The sequence below is a fragment of the Aequorivita vladivostokensis genome (genome assembly GCF_000952855.1).
GTDB classification, from domain to species: Bacteria; Bacteroidota; Bacteroidia; order Flavobacteriales; family Flavobacteriaceae; genus Aequorivita; species Aequorivita vladivostokensis.
The window spans coordinates 19670-44882 of the sequence record NZ_JSVU01000008.1; the positions used below are offsets into that span (position 1 = coordinate 19670).

Here is a 25213-nt window from a genome sequence, read left to right on the forward strand (position 1 = left end):
TAAAAATTTCCTTTTTATGAAATCAAAAAAATATACTGTCCGAAAGTTTATAAACGACGTCCATCTTTGGCTGGGAATTGGCAGCGGCATCATTCTGCTGATTATTTGTTTAACAGGAACGGTGCTAACTTTTGAAGAAGAGATAAAAAGTCTTTTTTCTGAAGAGATAACCGTTTCCCCAAAAGACGAAATTTTTCCAATAGAAACATTGGCAAGAAACCTCGCAGCCGAAGGCGAAGTAATGCGCGTTAGCATAAGTCCCGAAACCACAAAACCCTACGAGTTTTCGGTAAAAACAAACAAAGAGGACAGGCGCGGAACGACTTTTTTTGTTGATCAATATAATGGAACTTATACGAAATCGGAGCCCAATGTGCTTGATGGATTTTTTATGACCATGTTTAAATTGCACCGTTGGCTGCTTTTGGATATGTCTATCGGAAGACCGATTGTTGGTATTGCCACTATCATTTTTTTGATACTTTCCATCACAGGCATTGTGCTTTGGTTTCCGAAGAAGAAACTGAAAAAATTGAAATGGAAACATCTAAAACCCGGCTTCAAAATAGCTTGGCGCGCAAAATGGAAACGCGTAAACCACGATTTGCACGTAACCCTGGGATTTTACACAGCTATATTTTTAATGATTATGTCGCTCACAGGCTTATTTTGGTCTTTTGAATGGTACAAAGATGCGGGAAGCGCAGTTTTGGGAACGGAAGTTTTTGGAGGTCGCGGAGGCGGGCCAAAAATTGATTCCAAAGCAAATCCCTCTTCAGAAACTGTAGATTTTGCCGAAGTCATAAAAATCACGGAAAGTGAATTGCCTTTTGAAGGAACTACAATTTTTCAAATTCCAGCTGATGAAAAAGATATTTTTAGCATCCGCAAATACCACGATGAAGATTTTCTGGAAACCGCCGTTGATGAACTGAAAATTGATCGCGATGGCACTATTATTTCAAAAGAAATTTTTTCAGAAAAACCATTGAACGTGCAGATTGCAAGTTCCATTAAAGCAATCCATATGGGGACGATCTTTGGTTGGTTTTCGAAGACTATTTACTTTATTTCCTGCTTAATTGCAACAAGTCTCCCAGTTACAGGAATCATTATTTGGTTAAATAAATTGAAGAAAAAACCTAAAAAATCCAACAACGCAAAAGCGCGGAAGAACACATTAAAAATTAAGGCGTAGTGCTGGAAACCTGCAATATTTTTCCATTGTAAAACTTGTTTCCAGTAAGGGAAAAATCCATTATATATTGCGCCATTTCAGTTGCCGAAAGTGGCGCTTTAAAACCTGGGAAAGCCTCTTCCAGCATTTCGGTTTGCACAGAGCCCAAAGCTAGAACGTTGAAAGACGGACCCGTTTCTTTGTATTCTTCGGCAAGCAGCTCGGTTAGTGTAATGATTGCACCTTTACTACTGCTATAAGCACTCAAGCCGGGAAATTTCACACTGCCCTGCACCCCGCCCATACTGCTGATACTTACCACATGGCCTTCTTTCTTCATAAAAGGAAGTACCGTTTTTATCAAGGAAGCCACGCCAAAAACGTTCACGTCGTAACATCTTTTAAATTCTTCGGAAGTGATTTCGGCAAACGGTTTGTTCACCAAAAACCCGGCGTTGTTTATCAAAACATCTACAGATTTCATTCCGGTTTGAAGGTATGCCGAAAGTTTTACGATTTCAGATTCATCAGCAATGTCGAATTCCAAAGCGGTAACATTCTTCAACTTTAAATCTGAAATGGGCTTTGAATTTCGCGAAAGCGCCAAAACATTGTAGCCAGCTTCGGAAAAAAGCCTTACCATCTCAAACCCAATTCCGCGGGAAGTACCTGTGATTATTATGTTTTTCATGGTTTTGTATATAAGTAGGCGCGTGATTACTCGCGCGCCTACCGAAGGAATAATTTATACGAACATCGTCACCGGATTTTCGATATACTGTCGCAACGTTTGTAGGAATTTCGCACCCGTAGCTCCGTCAACTGTGCGGTGGTCGCACGCCAAAGTCACCGTCATAGTATTGCCTACCGCAATGTGTCCGTTTTTCACAACCGGTTTTTGAACAATTGTGCCAACTGATAAAATAGCCGAGTTTGGTTGGTTTATAATGGAAGTAAATTCAGTTATTCCGAACATGCCAAGATTAGAAACAGTAAAGGTGCTACCTTCCATTTCCTGTGGCGTAATTTTCTTGTTTCGCGCCTTTCCGGCAAGTTCCCTTACCTGTGCGCCAATTTGTGAAAACGTCATTTGGTCCGCAAATTTCAGAACAGGAACCAGCAACCCTTCGTCAACCGCCACGGCTACACCTATGTGGATGTGTTTTGCAATTTTGGTAACCTCTGGCGTCCACTGACTATTTACCTGCGGATGCCTTCTGAGAGCCATCGCACAGGCTTTTATAATCATGTCATTAAAGGAAATTTTTACATCCGGATCTGCGTTTATCGCCTCGCGCGCTGCGATGGCGTGGTCCATATCCAGCTCCACGGTGAGATAGTATTCGGGAGCGGTAAATTTTGATTCTGCCAAACGCTTTGCAATAGTCTTACGCATTTGGCTGTTTTTCACTTCCTCAAAACTTTCAGTGCCTACGGGAACATACGCTTGTCCGCCGCCAGCTGCTGGTTGATAGTTTTCAATATCGCTTTTTACGATACGGCCATTTTCGCCGCTTCCGCGCACTTGGCGCAAATTGATGCCCTTTTCCTCGGCCAGTCTTTTGGCCAAAGGCGACACGAAAATACGGCCTTCGTTTGAGGTTTGTGAAGATTCCGATTTCTTTTCGGTAGAGGATTCTTTTTTAGTTTCTTCTTTTTCTGAAGTTTTCTTTTCTTCCTTTTTATCTTCTTTGGAAGATTTATCTTCAGATGCCTTTTCTTCTGACTCGGAAGATTTTTGCCCCTTTTTAAAGTTTTCAGCAATGCCTGAAACATCTGTACCCTTTGGGCCGATGATAGCGAGCAAGGCATCAACCGAGGCCGATTCGCCTTCGGCAATACCAATCTTTAAAAGTGTGCCTGAATAGAAAGATTCAAATTCCATTGTGGCCTTATCGGTTTCTATTTCAGCTAAAATATCGCCTTCTTCCACCTTATCGCCTTCCTTTTTAAGCCAAGTGGCAACGGTGCCTTCCGTCATAGTATCACTCAACCTCGGCATGGTTATAACCTCAACGCCTTCAGGAACATTCCCGTGAAGACGGGAATCTCCTTCTTCGCTGTCATTTTTTTCCTCAGAATTCTTTTCTTTTGAATCCTTTTCGGAAGAATCATCTTTCCCATCTTTCTCTTTATCCTCCTTTTTCTCAGAAGACTTTTCTTCCTTTTTGGAGTCTTCATCTTTCGATTTCGTATCGGAAGTTTTTCCATCAATCAAATCTGAAATGTCTTCATCCTTTTCACCAATAATCGCCAATAGTGCATCTACCGGGGCGGTTTCGCCTTCCTTGATACCTATGTGGAGCAGTGTGCCTTCATAAAAAGACTCGAACTCCATCGTGGCTTTATCGGTTTCAATTTCAGCTAGTATATCGCCTTCCTTTACGGTGTCGCCTACTTTTTTAAGCCAGGTTGCTACCGTTCCTTCTTCCATGGTGTCGCTCAAACGCGGCATGTTTATTACTTCTGCCATTTTTTTAGTAGATTTTAGATTTGAGATATTAGATTTTTAGACTGTTGGTTTAAAAGGAGTTTAAACCATCGATTCTCAAATAATATCTGCTGATCAATGCTTAACTTTTCTTATAATTTATCTGATAAAAAAGGATAATCCTCCTGCTCGTAAACAGCATCAAACATTACGTTCTTCTCCGGATATGGTGAATCTTCCGCAAATTTTTCGCACTCTTCCACCAAATCTTTTACTCTTTGGTCAATCTTTTTTATCTCTGCCTCCGTTGCCCATTTATTGTCATAAATCTGATGAAGCACATAGGTAATCGGATCTTCTTCCTGCTTTTTGGCAACTTCTTCTTTGGTGCGATAATGCTGCGCATCACTCATGGAATGTCCTCTATAGCGATAGGTGCGCAATTCCAAAAACGTTGGGCCATCACCGCGACGCGCGCGTTTGATTGCCTCGTCCATTTCCTTGGCTACCACTTCCGGCTTCATTCCATCTACAGGTTTGCAGGGCATTTCGTAACCAAGGCCGAGTTTCCAGATATCGGTATGGTTTGCGGTCCGTGCTACGGAAGTACCCATGGCGTACCCGTTGTTTTCCACACAAAAAACCACCGGAAGCTTCCAGAGCATGGCAAGGTTGAAAGTCTCGTGAAGTGAGCCTTGGCGGGTCGCGCCATCTCCCATATAAGTGAGCGTTACCGAATCCCTGTCAAAATATTTATCTGCAAAGGCAAGACCGGCTCCCAAAGGAATTTGTCCGCCCACAATGCCGTGGCCACCATAAAAGCGATTTTCCTTATCAAAAATGTGCATAGATCCTCCTAGCCCCTGCGATGTTCCAGTACCTTTTCCGTACAACTCGGCCATTACTTTTTTGGGGTCGGTGCCCATCCCGATAGGCTGTACGTGGTTTCGGTAAGCGGTTATCATTCGGTCCTTGGAAAGGTCCATAGCGTGCAGTGCGCCTGCCAAAACAGCTTCCTGACCGTTGTAAAGGTGGAGAAAACCCCTCACTTTTTGATTGATATATACTTGCGCGAGTTTATCTTCAAACTTGCGCCAAAAGAGCATGTTCTCGTACCAATCCAGATACGTTTTTTTGGTGATTTTCTTCATCTATCAACTATATGGTTTTCCCGAATGGGAAAATTTATTAAACGGATAACAAAAGTAGCACTTAAATAGGTTAAATCACAAATTCCAAATTCCAAATACCAAATAAATTCCAAATTCTCATTAAATTCCAAATTCAAAGCACCATCCCGATAGCTATCGGGAACAAATAAATCTCAAAATTCAAAAAAAACAAATGACAAACTCGGTTGTTAATAGATTATTTAATGACAACTAATATTTCAGAAAATAATAAATTCAAAGTTTGAATTTTTATTGTTGAGCTTTTTTTGGTTTTGGAATTTGTTTTGTTTGGAATTTGGTGCTTGAGATTTGGTGCTTTTTTTTCTTTAGAGGTATTTAGCATCAAAACCCAACGGCAATAAATCCATCACGGAAGCTACCTTGATGATATCTCCGGTTTCGCCCATGAAGTAGATATTGATAGGCGATTTCTGTTTTTGTTCGTACTCTGCCAAAGACTGTCTGCAAGCTCCACAGGGAGCGATGGCTTCAGTTACCTCGTGGCTTTCGGCGCGCACGGTAATGGCTAGATCGGTTATGGTTTCGTTTGGAAAGGTGGCGCCGGCACTGAATACCGCGACCCTTTCGGCACAGAGTCCAGAAGGAAACGCAGCGTTCTCTTGATTACTGCCTGTTACCATTTGGCCCGAAGCAAGCCGAAGGGCTGCTCCTACCCTAAAACGCGAATAAGGCGCATAAGCATTTTCACGTGCTTGCTGCGCCTTAGCCATCAATTCTTGAATGTTCTTCGGAAGTTCTGAAATGGTTTCAAAAACTTCTAAATTGATTTCAATTTTCTGTTTTTTCATTTATTTAGTCGATGAGTTTAGAAGTCGATAAGTTTAGATGTTTAATATATTATAATTTACTTCTTTGACTCCTCAACCCATAGACTCCTCAACTTTTAACTATATTAATATTCGTCGTAAGTATCGCCAAAGTTAAACGTTAAACCAAAACGAAGGGTTCCGTCCAATGGACTGTTTGCCAGTTTTGAGGTAGAGAACAAATATGAAATGTCAATGTTGATTGCGGTATAGCGGAAACCGGCTCCTAACGAGGCGAATTTTCTAGAACCTTTGTCATCACTTTCGTTGAAATAACCACCTCTAAAGGCGAACACATCCTGATACCAGTACTCGGCCCCCAAGGCCCACGTAAATTCCTTTAACTCTTCGCTAAATCCATCAGGAGCATCGCCAAATGATGAAAACATTCCTCCGAAAAAGCTTTCGTTATAATAATCATCTTCATTATTAATGAAACCATCGTTGTTTGAATCGCTAGGTGTTGGAACCAAAAGCTTATTAACTTGTGCAGACACACCAACTTTATTGTATTCGTCAAGAATAAAATCAAAACCACCACCCAAAGCAAGGTTTGTTGGCAGGTTACTTTCTGAACCTACTTCATCATATTTTAGCTTCGGACCTATGTTTGAAATATTGAAACCCATTCTCCAGCGACCGTCAAAATCGTTATAAGGTATTTCTTCACTTTGGTAATATCCAGCAATATCAACAGCAAATGAATTTGCGGCAGAAGCATCTGCCAAGGCAGTTTGAAGTTTCAGATCTGAACGAATATATCTACCGGCAACGGCCATTGCAAAACGCTCGCTAAGTCTAAGGGAGTATGAAACGTCAAACAGCAATTCGTTTGGTTTAACCAGCAAAGGCTCTTCATCTGCTGTTTGGCGTAACTCAATCTCTCCATTACTGAAATAACGGAAACTAGCTGCTACAGCACTACGTTCGTTCAATCTATTATAATAAGTTAAATTTCCTAAGAATATATCGTTCACCAATTTGCTTAAGTAAGGAGTGTATGTTACCCCAACTCCTTGTTTTGATAAAGAGAAGGCGTATTTTGCTGGATTCCATTGTTGTGAAAAAGCATCGGCAGAGGTAGTAACCCCTATATCACCCATACCTGCTGCACGTGGATCTGCAGCTATCAAAATAAAAGGAACACCTGTTGTGATTACGCGATTCTCGATTCCTGTATTTTCGTTACCCGGATCTTGCGCCATACCCTTAAAGGCAACTAAACTTAATAAAATTGGAATAAATAATTTCTTCATATTAAATAATTTTGGACAAATATAATTTTAATTTTTAAAGGATTACTAGTTTCTCGAATTTTTCAACCCGCTGATTGGTTAACGCAGATCTTACGGTTATCTTATAAACGTAAACACCTTTTCCTATACGGTCTCCAAAATCATCGCGGCCGTCCCAAGTTATGTCACGGCATAAAAAGCTACCGGAAGGTGGCAAGGTTGCATTTTTGGTCCAGACTACTTTTCCGGTTACCGTAAACACTTGCACCTGCACATCCAAAGTCTCGTCCGGACGGTTATGGTTGAACCAAAACTGGGTATAGTTTACAAACGGATTGGGATAATTTAGCACCCGCGTAATTTCAAGTTTGTCATTGCCCGCAACTATAAACTGTATTTCGGCGGTTGATGAATTGTTATAAACATCCCAGGCCTTTAGCGTTAGGGTGTGGAGTCCGTCCTCCAAATCGCGGAATTTATAGGTGGTCTTTCCTTTGGAATAGTCATCAACATCAGCCTGATAAAATTCATTCAACACAAATGGGTTGGCCTCATCACCATCCAAAATCGCAACTATGTCGTGGCCAATACCACTTGCTGTATTTATTCCATTTGGATCCTCCAGTTTTGCAAGCAACATAGGTGAATCGTCCGTGATACCTCCTGACACGAAGCTTTCGTCATTCATATATAATTTTATCAAGGGGCCTTCGTTATCTTCAGGCGCGTTTTCGTTGAGTCCGCCCACGTCCAAATCTAGGTTGACCCCTGCTTGATCTTCTAAAACATTGTTTCTTTTGGCATATAGGCTTACTCTACCTTTTCCCACTGGAATCTGAATATCACGCGGAACCACAAACTCAAAGTCAAAAAGACCATTTGCCACCGTGGCCTGGCCATTGAAAATTCCTTCTCCCAATGTGATGAAATCCATGATTACCACTGGGCCAGTTCGATTCCGTTGGGTACCATCGTTCCCCAAGGTTTGCCGTTCTACATTTTTATCAAAAATCTTTGCCTCAAGAATGCCGTTGTAATTAGTCATCAAAGCCCCAGATTCATTAACCACCTCTCCCTCAAATTTTACTTTGCTCAAAGCTTTAAGGGTATCGGTGGCTTGGCCTATGGGCACCCCGTTCAATTTGGTTAACCGGATACTTTTCTTAGGAAATGCAAGTTGCATTGCTGGATCGCCAATATAAAAAACTACACGTCTTAAATCGCTGCCAATCTCTGCTTTGGCACGTCTGAGGCCCTCAGCAGGGGTATTGGGCACATCAACTCCATAGCCAAAAAGCTCATCTGCCAAAAGCACATTGAAATCAACTCCTGTGTCAACATAAATTGCCCGGGTGGTAGTGACCAACGAGATAGCACCTCCATTTTTGTTTTGATAGGTAAGCTCTCCAGCCGTGATTCGCAAAGGATTGTCAAATTTTGTGAATTCACAAGTAACCGTTATCATACAAGGCAAATTGTTGCTGTTGTTGAAATTTTCGGCCATCTGTTTTGTGTAAATGTATTCCGCCGACAGACCGTCTTCCCCACCGTGCCCAAAATAATCTATAATAATGGCTCCAGCATCAAAGGCATTCTTTATTGCCTCGTTTACTTCGGGATATCTATTTCCTCCCGCAGAGGCCTGTTGCTGGTATGAATCGCTGTGAATTTTCTTTACGTTTATAAAAGGCTTTTCTACCGAAATCTGATCGCCCAATGCATCCAGATTAAACTGCAGATCAATATCACTCCGTTTATCGGCATCGTCTGAAATTAGCACAAAATTGTTTCTCCAATTGCCGTAAGAAGTCTCAGACGTGTATCTTATTATCTTATCCACCATGGCATTGGCCAGAGAAACATTGTCCACAACTATTCTTCCCATTGCTATATCCAGGAAATCAATATCGCCCCCCTCTGAACCTATAGTGCCTTCGCATTCTCCCATACTTCCATAGAAATCATCAGACATAAAGGATTGCGCTATACTGATTCCTTTTACGGTTTGGAAAGTGGGAACAATATTATTGTTATTGGCTAGTCTATTTTTATAGTCTATGGAGGCATCACCCATTATGCCCACATATTTCACCCTCTTTGATTCTTCCGAGGCGTTATTGTACACATAGCGCACAAAGTTTCGTATGGCGCTGATCTCCTGCCGGCCAGAGCTGAATTCTTCATAAATTTTATCTGTTGTAACTACCTTCACATTCAACCCCTGAAGATTTTTGTGATAAGTGGCCAATCTTAAGGCAGGCTGGATAAGGAATGGGGCGGTGATAATAAGATAATCTACATCTTGGAAATTTCCTGAGGCATCCTTAAAAATGGTACCTTTTAAATTTTGATTCTGCACTGCAGACTGCGCTATCTTTACCGGTGCGAAATAATTATTCGGATTAATGGCGACATATTCGCGAACCTCCCCCAAGGTCTGTTTAAAACTAAAAGTGGAAGCGTTCCCCTCGTTTTGTTTGGAGGTAATGAATTGCATATCCGTAACATCCCATACTTGTGAAATCTGCGAAGCGTTACTAATTTGATATTCGCCAATACCAGCTAGGGTTGTGGCAGCCTTATATCTAAAGTTGAACTGGCTATCTACTCCGCTCAGCTTTCTAACCGCCCATATAGCTATATAGTCCAGATAAGCAATGCTTGAAGGATTGCCGGCGTTGTTATATTTTAAATCAATCTGAACGGTCTCACTATTTGCGGGAATTTCCTTATAATAGGTATCTATATCCAGCAGACCTCCCTCCCCCAACAAACGAAAATTTATAGGATCCAGACTCGTACTGTTTACGGTAACCGCCATAGAAGTGTTGCTTTCAGAAGCCGCCGCGGAGGTTATGGTAAGTTTCATGGGCTTTCCCGCTACGATATTCGGAAATTCAAAGGTGAAACTTTGTTCACTTTCAATATCAAACCGATTGCCGAACCACATTCTTCCCAGTTTAGTGGGATTCTCTTCATCTTTTTCATGAAATTGATAATCATCAAACTCATTTATTGTAAATTCCGTAGCCCCTGTGGGTTCTACCATAGCCCGAACGCGTTTGCCCGGGGCTCCATCGGCGGTGATATAATAATATGAGTCGTTGCTATACGGGTTTAAATTGGAATCGTTTTCCTCCACATAGCCTTCCGTGTTGGTGCCGTAAAAGAGAACATAATCTCCTCCGTCAAAAGAACCGTCTTCCTCTCCCACTACCTGGATGGCATTTTCCGGAAGGTCGAAAAATTTAGTTTCCGAATTTAACAATGGTAACGATTTTCCACCAAATCCATACACTTTAAGGTTTCTGGGGTTTATTGCATCGGTATTCATCCCCAAACTGTTCAGAAATGCCTTATCTATTTTATGGACGCCTGTTTTTTCAACCTTAAATTTAAACCACTGTCCTGTGGCCAGAACAGAATTTGTAATTGGCGGAGTATAATCTGCGCATAGCGGACCATAGCGATAGGCCACATTAAAAGACAACACCTTGCGGTAGCCTCCGGAAGTTTTCACTATAGGTGAAATTTTAAGGACGGTATAAAGTTTTTCCCGCGAGCGGTTACTGCCAATGGAGTATTCCAGTTCGCCCGGAACAAGATCGGTATTTATCTTGCTTAATTCTTCCGAAGAAACGGTGCCGTACTGCACATCAGTAATCCTTACGGAACCTTTATCGGCAAAACCAGCATCCTCCCAATGGGTTTGGTAACTAACCCTTTCCTTGTTCGCCTGCAGCTTCAAAGCTTCCAGCGCTTTCTGCTTGGCAGATATCGCGGTTTTATTTGCGCCATCAGTGCTGCTAATTGCAGGATTCTGGCCTCCCCAATCTATGGTTATACTTTTGGACTGCGCCTTTCCAATCAAAGGCATCGCAATTAAAATAAAAAGAAGTATCGCTTTTCTCATTAGTACCAATAACGCTTCAAATATACACTTAGTATAAGCCAACTTTTATAAACTTTTTCACTAACATAGTATTAGGATAATAATTTTAAAACTAATACGTTTGCATACGGGATTGGTAGTAAAAACCTTTTAAAACCCCACAGCGCAATAATAACAAAATATTATTGTGTTTTTGTCGTTAATTACTATATTGCGAACCCAATTTTATCATATTTGAATCTATGATGTTAAGAAAAAACCTAGCATTAAAGCTATTTGTTACTGTAATAGCGGCCACCCTTTTTGTGGGCTGCAACAAATCTCGAGACTACAAAAACAGCTCGCGCGCCACTGGCTGGAAAATGAACGCCAAAGAGGGCGGATTTCAGTATAACCCAGAGTCTAAAGAACAGGAAACAGGCCCCGGCCTAGTGTTTGTTGAAGGAGGAACCTTTACCATGGGAAGAGTTCAGGACGACCCCATGCACGACTGGAACAATTCCCCAAACCAACAGCACGTTCAGTCATTCTATATGGACGAAACCGAAGTCACCAACCTAATGTATCTTGAATACTTAGATTGGTTAAAGAAAGTTTTCCCTCCATCTGATGAAAATTATCGCAAAATTTATGAAGGTGCAGTTCCAGATACGCTCGTTTGGAGAAACCGCCTAGGTTTTAATGAGGTTATGACAAACAACTACCTTCGTCATCCCGCATACGCAGAATACCCTGTGGTAGGCGTGAGTTGGGTGCAAGCCGTTGAGTTCAGTAACTGGAGAACGGACCGCGTTAACGAAATGGTTTTGGAAACAAACGGTATTACCGCACGGAATGCCCGTTATGACGTGGAGCCAGGAGAAACCTTCAGTACCGAAACCTATTTGAATGCCCCTACCCTCACTTACGGCGGCAATGATTCCATTACCCGTGGCGGAAAAAAATCTGAATCCATCGCGAAAAGAAGCAAAGACAGCACCAATCTGTACATAGGTCGCGAGGATGGTCTTTTACTGCCTGCCTACCGCCTTCCTACTGAAACGGAATGGGAATATGCAGCACTTGGCCTGGTTGGCATTCGTAACTACAATGTTTATAGAGGAAAGAAAAAATACCCATGGGATGGACAATATACTCGTTCCGGGAAGAGAAGATCGCGTGGCGACCAATTGGCAAACTTCAAGCAAGGTGATGGCGATTATGGTGGGATAGCTGGATGGAGTGATGATGGAGCCGATATTACCGCCCAGGTGAAATCATATGAACCAAACGATTTCGGACTATACGATATGGCAGGTAATGTTGCGGAATGGGTAGCAGACGTTTACCGCCCTATAGTTGATGATGAATTTAATGATTTTAACTATTACCGTGGAAACGTTTACACTAAGAACTCAATTGGTGAAGACGGAAAGGTAAGAGTGGTTACCATGGATTCCATCATTTACGACACGCTGAGCAATGGAAAAATCGTAGCGCGCAACTTGCCGGGAGAAATCCTTCAGGTACCAGTTGATGAAAACGAAACCTATTTGAGAACAAATTTCTCTCAAAGCGATAACCGCGACTACCGCGATGGCGACAAGCGATCATCACGTTACTATCAATCTTTTGCCGATGAGGACAGCGAGACCGAAGGCACTAACCGTATGTACAATTCACCTATACAAAAAGTGTATGCAGATAGTACAGGCGCCTTAGATCGTCAGTATGACAAATCTTCAAACAGAACTACTTTGGTTGACAATGAAGTTCGTGTATATAAAGGAGGATCGTGGAGAGATCGCGATTACTGGCTGGATCCGGCGCAAAGACGTTATTTCCCTCAGGATATGGCAACAGACTATATTGGGTTTAGATGTGCTATGAGCCGTGTAGGTTCAAAATCCAAAAAAGGAAAACGTCCACGTAATTAGAAATTTAGAAAAAAATAAAAACAACCCTCCTTGGCATACAGCTTCGGAGGGTTTTTTAGTATATTTATTTTATGAATATACCATCCCTCCACCATTATTTTTTACAGAGTAGCGGCATAAGTACCGACACCCGGAAAATTTATAAGAACTCCCTTTATTTTGCTCTAAAGGGTGAAAATTTCAATGGAAATCTTTTTGCGCAGGAAGCTTTAGACAAGGGCGCCTTCAAAGTGGTAATCGATGAGGCCGCTTTTCACAAAACGAACGGGGAAACAATTTTAGTTGAAAACGTACTTTTGGCACTTCAGCAGTTGGCCAGTTTTCACAGAAAATATTTAAATCTTCCAATCATATCGCTTACGGGCAGTAATGGGAAAACCACTTCCAAGGAATTAATAAATGCAGTGCTTTCCCAAAAATTCAATACTGTGGCCACCCAAGGAAATTTGAACAATCATATAGGTGTACCCTTAACGCTGCTAAAAATGGATAAGCAAACTGAACTTGGCATTGTTGAGATGGGCGCAAACCATTTGGGCGAAATAAAATTATTGAGCGAAATTGCCAAACCAGATTACGGATATATTACAAATTTCGGAAAGGCCCACTTGGAAGGTTTTGGAAGTTTGGAGGGCGTGATTCAGGGCAAGACAGAGCTCTATCAATTTCTAAAACAAAACAATAAGAAAGTTTTTGTCAATGCCAGTGACCCTAAGCAAATGGAAAACTCCACAGGGATTGATAGAATAACCTTTGGAACTGCCCAGAGTGACTTCAACATTCAATTATTGGACAGTTCCCATCACCTTTTGGTAGCCTTCGGTGATACAAAAATTCAAAGTAATCTCGTGGGAGCGTATAATTTTGTAAATCTTTCCGCAGCTATTGCGATAGGCGCCTATTTTCAGGTATCTTCTGAAAAAATTAAAGCGGGCATTGAAAGCTATATTCCATCAAACAATCGTTCTCAAGTAATTGCCAAAGGCTCCAACAACATTTTAATGGATGCCTATAACGCCAATCCAACCAGCATGCTGGCCGCTCTGGAAAATTTCAAACAAACGGCGGGGGCGAACAAGATTCTCTTTTTGGGAGACATGTTTGAACTGGGAAAAGATGCCGAAAAAGAACACCAAAATATCGTTGATTTCTTGGCAGAAAACCCCTTTGGAAGCGTTTATTTAATAGGAATCAATTTCTTTAAAACATCGAATCCTGCGTCGCACATTAAACAATTTGAAACCTTTGACGAGTTAAAGAAGACACTCGCAAAGGAAAATCCGAAGAATGCAACTATCCTTATAAAAGGTTCCCGCGGAATGGCTTTGGAAAGAATTTTGGACGTTATTTAAGCCTATTCAAGAAAGCTATAGGCAAACTCCAGATTATCTATAACAAGATTATTTTCTAAATCTGAAATTGTCCATTTTACCGGCCAAGCCTTTATAAAACTCCAGGACTTATGGGCGTTCCCGGCTTCATCCAATAAGTTAACAACTATATCTTTGGTTTCCACGGAATCTGCTGAATTACCATTTAAGGTTCCTAAACACCAAGTTACAATCTCAGAATCCTTAGGCGCCAACCCGCACTTTAAAATCAAATTTGAGAATTTAGCAGAAGTAGGCACGTGCTGTTGTATGCTGTTATCTGAAATATCCTCCAATTCCATTAAAACCCCAGATAATTCCTTAAAAACAATCCTGTCCTTTTCGGTATTATCACGAAAACTGAGTTCAAAGGAAAAAAATACGGGAGGATACTTATTCATAGCTATCCGTTACTAATCGAAAACCCTTCATGGCTGAGCTCTATAGATTTCACGGCAACTTCTGCTGTATTAACTAAATCTATTCCGACGATTTGGGAAGGCCAAGCTTTATGTAAAGTATAAGTCATAAAAGGATTTTCAGTTTCGTCCAAAAGTTGGATGGTTACAGTTTCCTTTTTTACGGTATTCTTTTTTATGGTGTCATACCATTTTTTGAAACTGTCATCGTTTATAAAGATTACCTTCTGTAGAGTTACATTTCCAATTTTAGTTCTATTTGACATTTTTGGGACAGAGAATTGATTGCTATCATCGCTCCTATTTCTATTCCGGCTTCTCCAATTTCCAAACCTGAAACTTCTTGAAATGCAGCTCTATTATCCAGTGATTCAAAATGTACCGTAAAGTAAAACTTAGGTATGGGCTAAATACGGTCCTGTGCTTCTCCTGCCATCTTATATAATATAAAAGTGATTCTATAATATTAATCAGAAAAATACTGGAATCCTATAAGTACGACTACGTAAATTTAGGTCGCCGAAAACCCAAGAGAAAGATGATTTCAGAATAAAAATTTGGAAACTTGTCCAGGGAGCGCGCAACTATCCGCGAAACCGGTATGGTGCCACGCAAAGACACGATTTCATTCAAACCCAAAGCGCTGGGAGAATACTTAACTACAAATATTGTTTTGTGGGTCATACTGGATTCGAACCAGTGACTTCTACCCTGTCAAGGTAACACTCTGAACCAACTGAGTTAATGACCCAAATTTCAAGGCACCAAAATACAAATTAGAAACCCCAAAGTGAAACTTATTTATCGAATTTTTTAATAGGTTTCTTTTTGATCATGCCTCCTCGCGCATCCTTCACCGAGGTCATAATCATAAACGCTTGGGCGTCAATTTTTTCCACTTCGGTCTTTAGTTTGCTCATTTCCAAGCGCGTAATAACGGTATAAACCACATCAACCGGCTTTCGGCTTTCTCCTTCTTTTGCAAAACCATTTTCGGCCTTAAAAATAGTACAGCCTCGGCCCATTTTCTCAATAATGGCCAACCGTATTTCTTCATTCTTTTCAGAAATAATAGTAATTCCCATAAACTCTTCAATACCGTCAATTACAAAATCCACCGTTTTTGAGGCCGCGAAATAGGTAAGGATCGCGTACAACGCAATTTCAGTGGAAAGGAAATAGGCCGCAGTCATGAAAATTACGACGTTGAATATCATAATTACATTCCCCACAGTTAGACTTGTCTTTCGGCTTATGTATATCGCCAAAATCTCAGTGCCATCTATAATGGCGCCGCCCCGTATAGCCAACCCTATACCCAATCCTAGAAAAAGTCCACCGAAGGAAGCCACCAAAATTTTATCGTCAGTCATTACCGGATAGGGAATCAACGCAACGGCAATGGCCAAAAGCAGAATGCCCAACACACTTTTTATTGCAAATCTTCTCCCTACGGAAAAATATGCCAGGGCCAAAAACGGAAGATTGAAACATATCAATAACAGCGGAAATGAAATACCTGCAAGCTCGTTTACCATTAACGAAATACCCGTTACCCCGCCATCAATAAAGCTGTTTGGCATTAAAAAACCCCTAAGTCCAAAGGCTGCCGAAACAACCCCTAAAAGAAGATAGAAGAAATCCCAAATCTCGTGGATCACCTCCACTTCCAGATTTTTTACGCGTTTGTCGAAAGGCTCCGTAACCTGGGACGGTTTCCGGTGCTTTTGACGGTTTTTTACTACGTTTACTATTATATTCTTAAAGAATGGATTCAAAAGTTCTTCTTTTTGTTAATGATGCAGCCAAAGTTAAACTTATTCCCCCTAATAGGAAACCTTAGATAATACAATAAAAAAAGCCGAAGCAAAAAACTTCGGCCTTTTAAAAACTGGTGGGCGATGAGGGGTTCGAACCCCCGACCCCCTCGGTGTAAACGAGGTGCTCTGAACCAGCTGAGCTAATCGCCCTCATTGTTTAGAGGATGCAAATATAAGTTAGTTTTTAATTCCCGCAAACATTTATTTAAAAAATATCACAAAACTTCGGCCACCACAAAAGTACTTCCGCCTACAAACACTAAGTCCTGAGGCAGTGCGGCTTTTAAAGCAGCTTCGTAAGCTTTTGATACAGAAATATATTCCTGGCCAATCAACCCAAAACCCCTTGCCCGAGATAGTAAAAGGGAAGCATCCAAACCGCGGGGGATATTCGGTCTGCAGAAATAATAGATAGCATCTTTCGGAAAAAGGGGCAATATGGAAGCCAAATCCTTATCATTTACAACCCCCAGTATAATGTGAAGGTTCTGAAAATCTTCGCTCGCAAGCTGATCCAAGACTATTTGCAGACCTTCCCTATTGTGGGCCGTATCGCAAATCACCTTTGGCGCCTGTCCTAAAATCTGCCATCGTCCCATCAATCCCGTATTTTTAACGGTATTCATTAAGCCTTTTTGAATATTTTCTTCTGAAATATTCCAGCCTTTTTTTTGAAGCATTCGCAGGATGGAAATTACGGTCCTTATGTTTTTCTGCTGATAGGAACCTTTCAAATCTGAAGAATAGGTAGAAGCATCATTCATTTCGGCAAAAACAATTGGAGCGTTTCTTTCTAAAGCAATTTCCTCAAAGACCCGCTTCGTTTCCGGCGAGGTTTCTCCAATAATAACGGGCACCCGATCCTTAATTATTCCAGCTTTTTCTACTGCAACTTTTTCCAAGGTATCTCCCAAAAACTGGGTGTGATCCAAACCTATATTGGTAATTACCGAAACTTCGGGAGCTATGATATTGGTGCTGTCCAGTCTACCGCCCATGCCTACTTCAACAATGGCGATATCCACATTTTCACTTCTGAAATATTCAAACGCCAAACCTACGGTCATTTCAAAAAAAGAGAGTTGATTGCTCTCAAAAAAAGGCCTGTGGTTTTGAACAAAGTTTGAAACGTATTGTTCTGAAATCATTTGCCCATTAATCTTTATCCGCTCCCTAAAATCCTTTAAGTGCGGAGATGTATATAACCCGGTTTTATAGCCCGCTTCTTGAAAAACAGAAGCCAGCATATGGCTAGTACTACCTTTGCCATTGGTGCCGGCTACGTGAATACTTTTAAAACTCTTTTCGGGATTCTTTAAATACTTGGCAAGATTGAGGGTTGCGGCCAAATCTGCTTTATAGGCAGACTGCCCCACCCTTTGGTACATGGGCAGCTGTGCAAAAAGCCACGCGATGGTTTCTGAATAGTTAATGGCGGAAATTGTTAATATTATTTTTGACTTTTCTTTTTTGTAATCCTTGGCTATAATAATAGGCAGGGCACTAGAAAAGCATTCTTGCTTAAGGGTTAAAGATAAATAAAAAACGAGATTTTTTTAAGAGCAATCTACTACTGCGAGAGGCTGAACCTATAAATAATTTTACCTATTTGTTTGGCGGGGGCTTTATCATCAGAATTAAACTTTGTGGCTAAAGCGGCTCTTTTTGCAGGCTCCAATAAACAACGGGAGTTGTTGGTTGTTCCGCGCACACCGGGGGTTGCGCTAATCACTCTTCCACTGCGGTCCACTTCTATGCTAACCACAACCGTTCCAGCCTCGTTGCAATCCTGTACAAACTTTTCCTTATTCAGCGCTTTTCTTCCACCGAGTAAATAATTACCATCGCCATCCAAACCTTTGCCGGTGCCGTAATACGCACTTGCGTTGGGATCGCCCTCGGGGCTTCCCTTGTCACCCGGGTTTTTATCGTCGCCCTCGCCTCCTTTTGCGGTTCCGTCACTTTTTGGGCCGTTCAAAATGCTTGAAAGGGCATCAGTTGTTGATTTATCTGGTTTTGGATCGGGTTTTTTTACTTCTTTTTTAGGCTGTTCCTTTACCGGGGTTTCAGTTTGCTCTTTTTTGGGTTTTTCCTTTTTAATTACTGGCGCATCTTCATTGTCTTGTGTAACAACTTCTTCCTTAATCTCAGACTTGGGCTGTGAAACCGGTTGAGCTGTGGTTTTTTGTGGTGCGGACTGAATTTTTTCAGTGGGTTGTATATTTCCACTACCAGTATCGGTAGTGCCAAAATTTACCGCTATGCCCTGCTCCAAAGGCGGATCCATATATTTCATCCCCACATAAAACAAAAGAATAAGAATGATTACATGCACGATTACCGTGATGGTCATACTTTTTCGTTTATGTTCTGTATCTAATAAATTCAAGATTTAAAATTTAAGATTCAAAATTTTGGGTTTTGGGGTTTTGAGTTTCAAGTTTCAGGTTTCGGGTTTCAGGTTAAAATTTGTGAAGTTTATAAAATCAAAATACTTTTTCAAAAAAACCATTTTCAAAATCTGGGCACGCGCTAAATCGCGAGCCTACTGATATTGCAAACCTTAATTAGGCCTAACGGCGAGCACCACTTTAAAATTGTTGCGGTTTGCAATATCCATCACAAAAACGGCATCTTCAATGGGCACTCCCTCTTCGGCGCGTAGAATGATGGTAGGCTCTTCCTGCCCCGCGAGCGTTTTTTTCAATTCGCTCTCTATGCTGTATTCGCTTACTCGCTCCTTATCTACGTAATAAGCCCCGTCTTTTGTAATACTCACGGAAGCTTTTTGCACATTTGACGTTTTCCCCTTTGCTTTCGGAAGTATCAAATCCAAAGCATCGGGCGTTATCGCTGGCGAAGTGAGCAGGAAAAACACCAATAACAGAAACACAATGTCTGTCATGGAACTCATGCTGAACTCGGCGCTTACTTTATTTCTTCCTCTTAAGTTCATTAAGCAGGTTCATTTAAAATGTCAAGGAAATCAACAGCCGTGGCTTCCATTTGGTGTACCACTTTATCTGTCTTTACAACCAAATGGTTGTAGCCCATATAGGCAATAATACCCACAATCAAACCTGCAACCGTCGTAGTCATTGCCGTGTAAATACCTTCGGCAAGACTTCCCATTTCGGCCTGGCCGCTACTGGTGGCTAGTTGATGGAAAGCCAAGACCATCCCGATTACGGTTCCTAAGAAACCAATCATAGGGGCTGCTCCCGCTATAGTTGCTAAAACACTTACGTTTTTTTCGAGTCTGTACACTTCCAAACGCCCTGCATTTTCAATGGCAGTGTTTATGTCTTCCAAAGGACTTCCTATTCGGGAAATTCCTTTTTCGGTCAAATGTGAAACCGGTGTATTATTCTGCGCGCATAACACTTTTGCAGCTTGGATATTTCCTTTAGCAACATGGTCTCGTATTTGGTTCATAAAGTTGCTGTCCATTTTGGAAGCAGCTTTAATGGCAAATAAACGTTCAAAATAAATATACACAGCAACAAACAACAGTACAAAAAGTACCATTATTATTATTTGTCCTGCCACTCCTCCATTTAAAAGGAGGTCCATTATGGATAGCGTTTTTTCTTCAGAAATTGGTTCAAGATCCTGTGCTACCTCTGCACCCTCTTGAATAAAGAAGTTTAACATAAAAAAGGTTTTGTTTTAGTGAATAACGGTATAAGATTTCAGAAATTGTTAGGCATTGTGAAATAGCACTCTTTCTATTAAAAGGAATACCCCCGCACCAGCTATAAACCCTATGAATGCGAGCCAGGTAATCTTTTTAAGATACCAGATAAAGTCTATACGCTCCATACCCATTGCGGCCACACCGGCTGCGGAACCTATGATAAGCATACTTCCACCCGTTCCGGCCGAGTAGGCTATAAAATGCCATAAAACGGAGTCCATCGGCAGGTCGTACATTCCCATAGATGCGGCTACCAGCGGCACATTGTCTATTATTGCGGATAAAATACCCAGCAAAATAACCACCACGTCCTGATTTGGTATGGCATTCTGCAATACTTCGGCCAGATAGCGCAAGGTTCCTACCTCTTCCCCATTTACAACGCCATATACAAGACTTTCCAATCCTGCAACTGCCATCAAAATACCGAGGAAGAAAAGGATACTCGAAATTTCAATACGTGATAGCGCTTTGTGTGCGGAATACAGGTGTCTTCTTTCCTTGCTGAAATCTTCTTCGGGATGGATATATTCCGAAACAAGCCATACCACACCCAATGCGAGCATCATCCCCATATAGGGCGGAAGATGCGTCAAGGTCTTGAATACCGGTACGGAAACAATCATTCCCAACCCCAAAAAGAGCATCGTTCTACTACTTAAAAGAGCCTCCTCTGCTTTGTCCTCACGGGCATCTACATCTATCATTCCGCGGAAGGCGGGCATATAGCTGGCAATAACGAAAGGCAACGCAAAACAAACGATGGACGGTATCACCACATATTCAATAAGGCCTGCCGCAGATACTTTTTTCGCAATCCATAACATGGTTGTTGTAACATCGCCAATTGGAGACCAAGCGCCACCGGCATTTGCCGCAATAACTACCATAGCCGCATACCATAAACGGTCCTCTCTTCGGTGAATCAATTTTCTTAATAGTGTAATCAATACGATGGTTGCGGTAAGGTTATCAATAATTGCCGAAAGGAAGAACGCCAATATCCCGATAATCCATAGAAGCTTTCGCTTGCTTTTGGTTTTCACGGCACTCTTTAATACTTCAAAACCGCGATGAAGGTCAATAATCTCCACAATGGTCATCGCTCCAATTAGGAAAATAAGGATTTCGGCGGTTTTCCCCAAATGGTGAAGCAAGGTACCTTCAAAACCTTCCATGGCGTGTTCGCCGCCAGAAAGAAAATTGAACGCCTGCTCTTCTGTATTTATTACATCAAACCATCCGCTGGTAAAACCAATTGCCAAAACTGCCCAAATAAGCGATGCCATTATAAGTGCCGGGACCGTTTTGTCCAGTTTTAAAGGGTGTTCCAAAGTGATGGAAAGATATCCTATTACAAAGATTAAAATGATTATTGATTCCATAATAAATGCTGATTGTTGAAAATTATAATAGTTGCTTTAAAGCTATTTCAAAAGCGGTTTTGCTAATGTTAGTTTTTGTACTGTTGTTATCAAATATATTTTGAATTGCGTTTTTAATCGTGATTGAGGTATCGTTAAAAATAGCCTCATCCGTCATCTGAACTTTACGCTCCATAAAATATGCAAAAACACGGGCCATCCCGCAATTACTTATAAAATCTGGTATCAAACTTACGCGCTCATCGGTAAATTCCATAATGGGTCCAAAGAAAATTTCCTTATCGGCAAAGGGAACATTGGCTCCACAACTTATTACCTCAAGGCCGGTTTCTATCATTTGCGAAATCTGTTCTTTAGTAATCAAGCGCGATGCGGCGCAGGGCGCAAAAATTTCCGTTTCCAGTTTCCAGATTTTTTCATTTATTTCATCAAAAGGAATCATCTTATCGGCAACCAAGGTATTGCCATCCTTTTTAAGAAAAAGTTGTTTGATCTCTTCAAAAGAAAAACCGTCCTTATCGATTATTCCGCCGTCGCGATCAATTATGCCCACAACCTTGGCGCCCATTTGCGAAAGATAGTATGCCGCGGCTGCCCCCACATTTCCGAAACCTTGCACGATGGCGCGTTTACCTTTTACATTGCCGCCGTAAATATCGTAATAATGGCGCACGGCTTCTGCCACGCCATAGCCTGTAATCATATCGGCCACGGTATATTTTCTGGAAACATCTGGTGAAAAATTCACGTTCTCCAAAACTTTTATAACACCTTGGCGCAACTGCCCAATTCTGTTGATTTTATCTGCTTCCGTTGGGGAAAAATGTCCGTTAAAAACGCCTTCCTGCGGGTGCCAAACAGCACTCTGCTCCGTCATCGGGATTACTTCGTGTATTTCATCAACATTCAGATCGCCGCCGGTGCCGTAATAGGCTTTCAGCAAAGGCGAAACTGCCTTAAACCAGCGTTCCAAAACACCTTTTTTTCGAGGATCGGAAGGATCAAAGTTGATACCGCTTTTGGCTCCACCAATTGCGGGCCCGGCCACGGTAAACTTCACTTCCATTGTTTTGGCAAGCGAGAGCACTTCATTGGCATCAAGCCCTTTTCGCATACGCGTTCCGCCCCCCGCAGCACCGCCGCGCAAGGAGTTTATGACCGTCCAGCCTTCGGCCTCGGTTTCGGGATCATTCCAATGAAAAACTATTTCGGGATCTTTTTCTTCGTACTTTTTGAGTAATTCCTTCATTAAATGTGGAGAGTTAAGGCACTGCTTCGCTAAGCTCCGTAGTGTGAGGACAAATATAAAAAACTTGTGAGGGTTTAGATTTATTTTAAGTGAAATTTATGGATAGAATATTTTCCCCGAGGAATGATTTTTTGAAGCTCCCGTAACGCTGGCCAAACAATTCACCTCACCTCGAAGTTTCAGTACGCCCAAAAGTCCAAAAATCAGGGCCTCTTTGTATTCTACGATGTCAGAGGAAGGAATAACAACCTCAACCGAAGCGAGCTTTTTCAATCTTTCAATCAAAAAAGAATTGTACGCCCCGCCTCCAGTGATTAAAACGGAAGCACTTGTACTGAGCGAAGTCGAAGTATCTGAAAATTGATGGGCAAGTTGCACGGCAATATGTTCCGTAAACGTCCGCAACACGTCTTCTGAAGAATTATTGTAAGTATCCAGAAGTGGAAAAATGTGTTCTTTTACCCATTCCAAACCCAAGGATTTCGGCGGTTTTTCAGCATAAAAAGAAAGCGTGTTCAATTTTTGAAGCAATTCTTCATTCACTTTTCCCGAAGCGGCCAGTTTTCCAGCTTCGTCAAAATCCTGCCCGAGTTTTTCGGCATAATGATTTAAAACAATATTCACTGGGCAGATATCATACGCAATCTGTTCGCCGTTTTTTTCAAAAGAACAATTTGCAAAACCGCCCAGATTCAAACAATAATCGTATTCCGAAAAAAGCAACTTATCTCCTATGGGCACCAGCGGCGCGCCCTGTCCGCCTAACTCCACATCCTGCACCCTAAAATCGCAGACCACGGTTTGGCCGAGCATTTTTGAAATGCGTGGCAGATTGCCTATCTGATACGTAAATCCCCTTTCGGGCTGGTGCAAAATGGTATGACCGTGGCTGCAGACCGCGTCAATTTCCTGCACATTGTTTTTTCTAATGAATTTTGAAATTTCCTCGGAAAGCCTTTCGGTATATTTAAAATCGAGGCGCTCCAGCTTTTCTTCGGAATAATTAATGGCATCGCGCAGCTCGTCCTTCCAAAATGAAGAATACGGTACGGTTTCAGCAGTGATGATTTCAAACTTCCATTGTGCTTCGGAATACGTAAAAACAATTTCCGCCAAATCAATCCCATCCAGCGAAGTGCCGCTCATTACGCCAACAATATGATATTTCTGTTTTTTCAAATAATTTTAATTTACAGATATGAAAGATACATTTGAAAAGCTTGAAATCCCAAATTACAAGCACCAAATTCCAAAACATTTTTTTTTGGAATTTGGAATTTGGAATTTGGGGTTTGGTGCCTTTTGTTTTTTGGAATTTGGAATTTGGAATTTGGTGCTTTTTGTTTTTTGGAATTTGGAATTTGGAATTTGGTGCTTCTTTATTATTTGGGTTTTGGGATTTGCTTTATTTTTAAAGTACATTTGCAATTCTTTAAAATGAACCTTTTTCAAAAATAAAGCCTATGGATTTCAGTCTATCCGAAGAACAGTTAATGATTCGCGATGCCGCTCGCGATTTTGCCCGAACAGAGTTGCTTCCGGGCGTTATAGAACGTGATAACCACCAAAAATTCCCCACTGAACAAGTCAAGAAAATGGGCGAGCTCGGATTCCTGGGAATGATGGTTGACCCCAAATATGGGGGCGGTGGGATGGATACCGTTAGTTATGTGCTGGTAATGGAAGAGCTTAGTAAAATTGACGCTTCCTGCTCCGTTATCGTTTCGGTGAACAATTCATTGGTATGTTATGGCCTGCAAGCCTATGGCAGCGAGGACCAAAAGCAAAAATACCTTACCAAGCTGGCAACTGGTGAAAAACTTGGCGCCTTCTGTTTAAGTGAGCCTGAAGCGGGCAGCGATGCCACTTCGCAAAAAACAACTGCCATTGACAAAGGCGACCACTACATTCTGAACGGTACCAAAAACTGGATTACCAATGGTGGAACCGCAGATTATTATTTGGTAATCGCGCAGACCGATAAGGAGAAAAAACACAAGGGCATCAATGCATTTATAGTTGAAAAAGGCTGGGAAGGTTTTGAAATTGGCCCAAAGGAAGACAAGCTTGGTATCCGCGGGAGCGATACACATTCCTTGATTTTTAATGACGTAAAAGTTCCGAAGGAAAACAGAATTGGTGAAGACGGCTTCGGTTTCAAGTTTGCGATGAAGACACTTTCCGGCGGAAGAATAGGCATCGCCGCCCAAGCTTTGGGGATTGCCGCGGGAGCTTACGATCTTGCCCGTGAATATTCCAAGGTGCGCAAAGCTTTTGGCACCGAAATATGCAACCACCAGGCCATCGCCTTCAAGCTTGCAGATATGCATACCAGCATTGAAGCAGCCCGCCACTTGGTAATGAAAGCGGCTTGGGACAAGGATAACGGCAACAACTACGATATGAGCGGCGCGATGGCGAAACTGTACGCCAGCCAAGTAGCCATGGACGTAACCGTGGAAGCGGTACAGGTTCACGGCGGAAATGGCTATGTTAAGGAATATCACGTGGAACGCTTGATGCGTGATGCAAAAATTACCCAAATTTATGAAGGAACCTCAGAAATACAGAAGATTGTTATTTCTCGAGGGCTTTTGAGGGATTGATAGGTGTTAGACATTAT

General features: G+C 41.7%; 20 protein-coding genes and 2 tRNA genes. 4 read left to right on the forward strand and 18 right to left on the reverse strand.

Going from position 1 to position 25213, the window contains the following annotated elements; genetic code table 11:
* Positions 1 to 16 precede the first annotated feature (16 nt).
* Entirely contained in the window at positions 17 to 1198 is a 1182-nt protein-coding gene (locus tag MB09_RS11930) for a PepSY-associated TM helix domain-containing protein (RefSeq protein ID WP_045081155.1), read from the forward strand.
* On the opposite strand, the gene MB09_RS11935 is transcribed toward MB09_RS11930, so the two are convergent.
* The 6 genes from MB09_RS11935 to porU all read right to left on the reverse strand — a co-directional run bounded on the left by MB09_RS11935 (position 1188) and on the right by porU (position 10755).
* Positions 1188 to 1868, reverse strand: coding sequence for an SDR family NAD(P)-dependent oxidoreductase (locus MB09_RS11935; protein ID WP_045081156.1), 681 nt, complete (start codon positions 1866 to 1868; stop codon positions 1188 to 1190). The genes MB09_RS11930 and MB09_RS11935 overlap by 11 nt on opposite strands.
* 54 nt (positions 1869 to 1922) lie before the next feature.
* On the reverse strand, positions 1923 to 3650 hold the full coding sequence (locus MB09_RS11940) for a pyruvate dehydrogenase complex dihydrolipoamide acetyltransferase (RefSeq protein ID WP_045081157.1): 1728 nt from the start codon (positions 3648 to 3650) through the stop codon (positions 1923 to 1925).
* A 110-nt stretch (positions 3651 to 3760) separates the two neighbouring features.
* Positions 3761 to 4759, reverse strand: a complete 999-nt coding sequence (gene pdhA, locus MB09_RS11945; protein WP_045081158.1) for a pyruvate dehydrogenase (acetyl-transferring) E1 component subunit alpha — start codon at positions 4757 to 4759, stop codon at positions 3761 to 3763.
* A gap of 347 nt (positions 4760 to 5106) precedes the next feature.
* Positions 5107 to 5589: a cytidine deaminase gene (cdd, locus tag MB09_RS11950; RefSeq protein WP_045081159.1), complete on the reverse strand. Its 483-nt coding sequence runs from the start codon at positions 5587 to 5589 to the stop codon at positions 5107 to 5109.
* Positions 5590 to 5693: 104 nt separating this feature from the next.
* Positions 5694 to 6863, reverse strand: coding sequence for a type IX secretion system outer membrane channel protein PorV (gene porV / locus MB09_RS11955; protein WP_045081160.1), 1170 nt, complete (start codon positions 6861 to 6863; stop codon positions 5694 to 5696).
* Positions 6864 to 6897: 34 nt separating this feature from the next.
* The gene (gene porU / locus MB09_RS11960; protein ID WP_045081161.1) at positions 6898 to 10755 is read right to left on the reverse strand and encodes a type IX secretion system sortase PorU; all 3858 of its coding nucleotides are present in this window, start codon (positions 10753 to 10755) and stop codon (positions 6898 to 6900) included.
* 224 nt (positions 10756 to 10979) lie between these two features.
* Between porU and gldJ the strand changes: the two genes are divergently transcribed.
* A complete protein-coding gene (gene gldJ, locus MB09_RS11965) occupies positions 10980 to 12650 on the forward strand; it encodes a gliding motility lipoprotein GldJ (RefSeq protein ID WP_084709107.1) in 1671 nt (556 codons plus the stop codon).
* 71 nt (positions 12651 to 12721) lie between these two features.
* Complete coding sequence (locus MB09_RS11970; protein WP_045081163.1) at positions 12722 to 14002, forward strand: UDP-N-acetylmuramoyl-tripeptide--D-alanyl-D-alanine ligase; 1281 nt, start codon at positions 12722 to 12724, stop codon at positions 14000 to 14002.
* Between the two features lie 2 nt (positions 14003 to 14004).
* On the opposite strand, the gene MB09_RS11975 is transcribed toward MB09_RS11970, so the two are convergent.
* The 12 genes from MB09_RS11975 to MB09_RS12030 all read right to left on the reverse strand — a co-directional run bounded on the left by MB09_RS11975 (position 14005) and on the right by MB09_RS12030 (position 23769).
* Positions 14005 to 14421 (reverse strand): phage tail protein, encoded by a 417-nt coding sequence (locus MB09_RS11975; RefSeq protein ID WP_052671373.1) that lies wholly within the window; start codon positions 14419 to 14421, stop codon positions 14005 to 14007.
* Positions 14422 to 14423: 2 nt separating this feature from the next.
* The gene (locus MB09_RS15795; protein WP_052671374.1) at positions 14424 to 14705 is read right to left on the reverse strand and encodes a phage tail protein; all 282 of its coding nucleotides are present in this window, start codon (positions 14703 to 14705) and stop codon (positions 14424 to 14426) included.
* Between the two features lie 410 nt (positions 14706 to 15115).
* Positions 15116 to 15190, reverse strand: a tRNA-Val gene (locus MB09_RS11985).
* Between the two features lie 46 nt (positions 15191 to 15236).
* The gene (locus MB09_RS11990) at positions 15237 to 16217 is read right to left on the reverse strand and encodes a YitT family protein (protein WP_045081165.1); all 981 of its coding nucleotides are present in this window, start codon (positions 16215 to 16217) and stop codon (positions 15237 to 15239) included.
* Between the two features lie 114 nt (positions 16218 to 16331).
* Positions 16332 to 16409, reverse strand: a tRNA-Val gene (locus tag MB09_RS11995).
* 65 nt (positions 16410 to 16474) lie between these two features.
* A complete protein-coding gene (locus tag MB09_RS12000) occupies positions 16475 to 17692 on the reverse strand; it encodes a bifunctional folylpolyglutamate synthase/dihydrofolate synthase (RefSeq protein ID WP_045081166.1) in 1218 nt (405 codons plus the stop codon).
* Positions 17693 to 17829: 137 nt separating this feature from the next.
* Complete coding sequence (locus tag MB09_RS12005; protein ID WP_045081167.1) at positions 17830 to 18648, reverse strand: energy transducer TonB; 819 nt, start codon at positions 18646 to 18648, stop codon at positions 17830 to 17832.
* A 174-nt stretch (positions 18649 to 18822) separates the two neighbouring features.
* Positions 18823 to 19215, reverse strand: a complete 393-nt coding sequence (locus tag MB09_RS12010; RefSeq protein ID WP_045081168.1) for an ExbD/TolR family protein — start codon at positions 19213 to 19215, stop codon at positions 18823 to 18825.
* Entirely contained in the window at positions 19215 to 19913 is a 699-nt protein-coding gene (locus tag MB09_RS12015) for a MotA/TolQ/ExbB proton channel family protein (RefSeq protein ID WP_045081169.1), read from the reverse strand. The genes MB09_RS12010 and MB09_RS12015 overlap by 1 nt, the downstream gene beginning before the upstream one ends.
* Before the next feature lie 48 nt (positions 19914 to 19961).
* Positions 19962 to 21341, reverse strand: coding sequence for a sodium:proton antiporter NhaD (gene nhaD, locus MB09_RS12020; protein ID WP_045081170.1), 1380 nt, complete (start codon positions 21339 to 21341; stop codon positions 19962 to 19964).
* 22 nt (positions 21342 to 21363) lie between these two features.
* Complete coding sequence (locus tag MB09_RS12025) at positions 21364 to 22590, reverse strand: Glu/Leu/Phe/Val dehydrogenase dimerization domain-containing protein (RefSeq protein ID WP_045081171.1); 1227 nt, start codon at positions 22588 to 22590, stop codon at positions 21364 to 21366.
* Between the two features lie 96 nt (positions 22591 to 22686).
* Positions 22687 to 23769: an anhydro-N-acetylmuramic acid kinase gene (locus MB09_RS12030; RefSeq protein ID WP_045081172.1), complete on the reverse strand. Its 1083-nt coding sequence runs from the start codon at positions 23767 to 23769 to the stop codon at positions 22687 to 22689.
* Positions 23770 to 24053: 284 nt separating this feature from the next.
* Here MB09_RS12030 and MB09_RS12040 point away from each other — a divergent pair, with 284 nt between their 5' ends.
* The gene (locus MB09_RS12040; RefSeq protein ID WP_045081174.1) at positions 24054 to 25196 is read left to right on the forward strand and encodes an acyl-CoA dehydrogenase; all 1143 of its coding nucleotides are present in this window, start codon (positions 24054 to 24056) and stop codon (positions 25194 to 25196) included.
* The last annotated feature ends 17 nt before the right edge of the window (positions 25197 to 25213 follow it).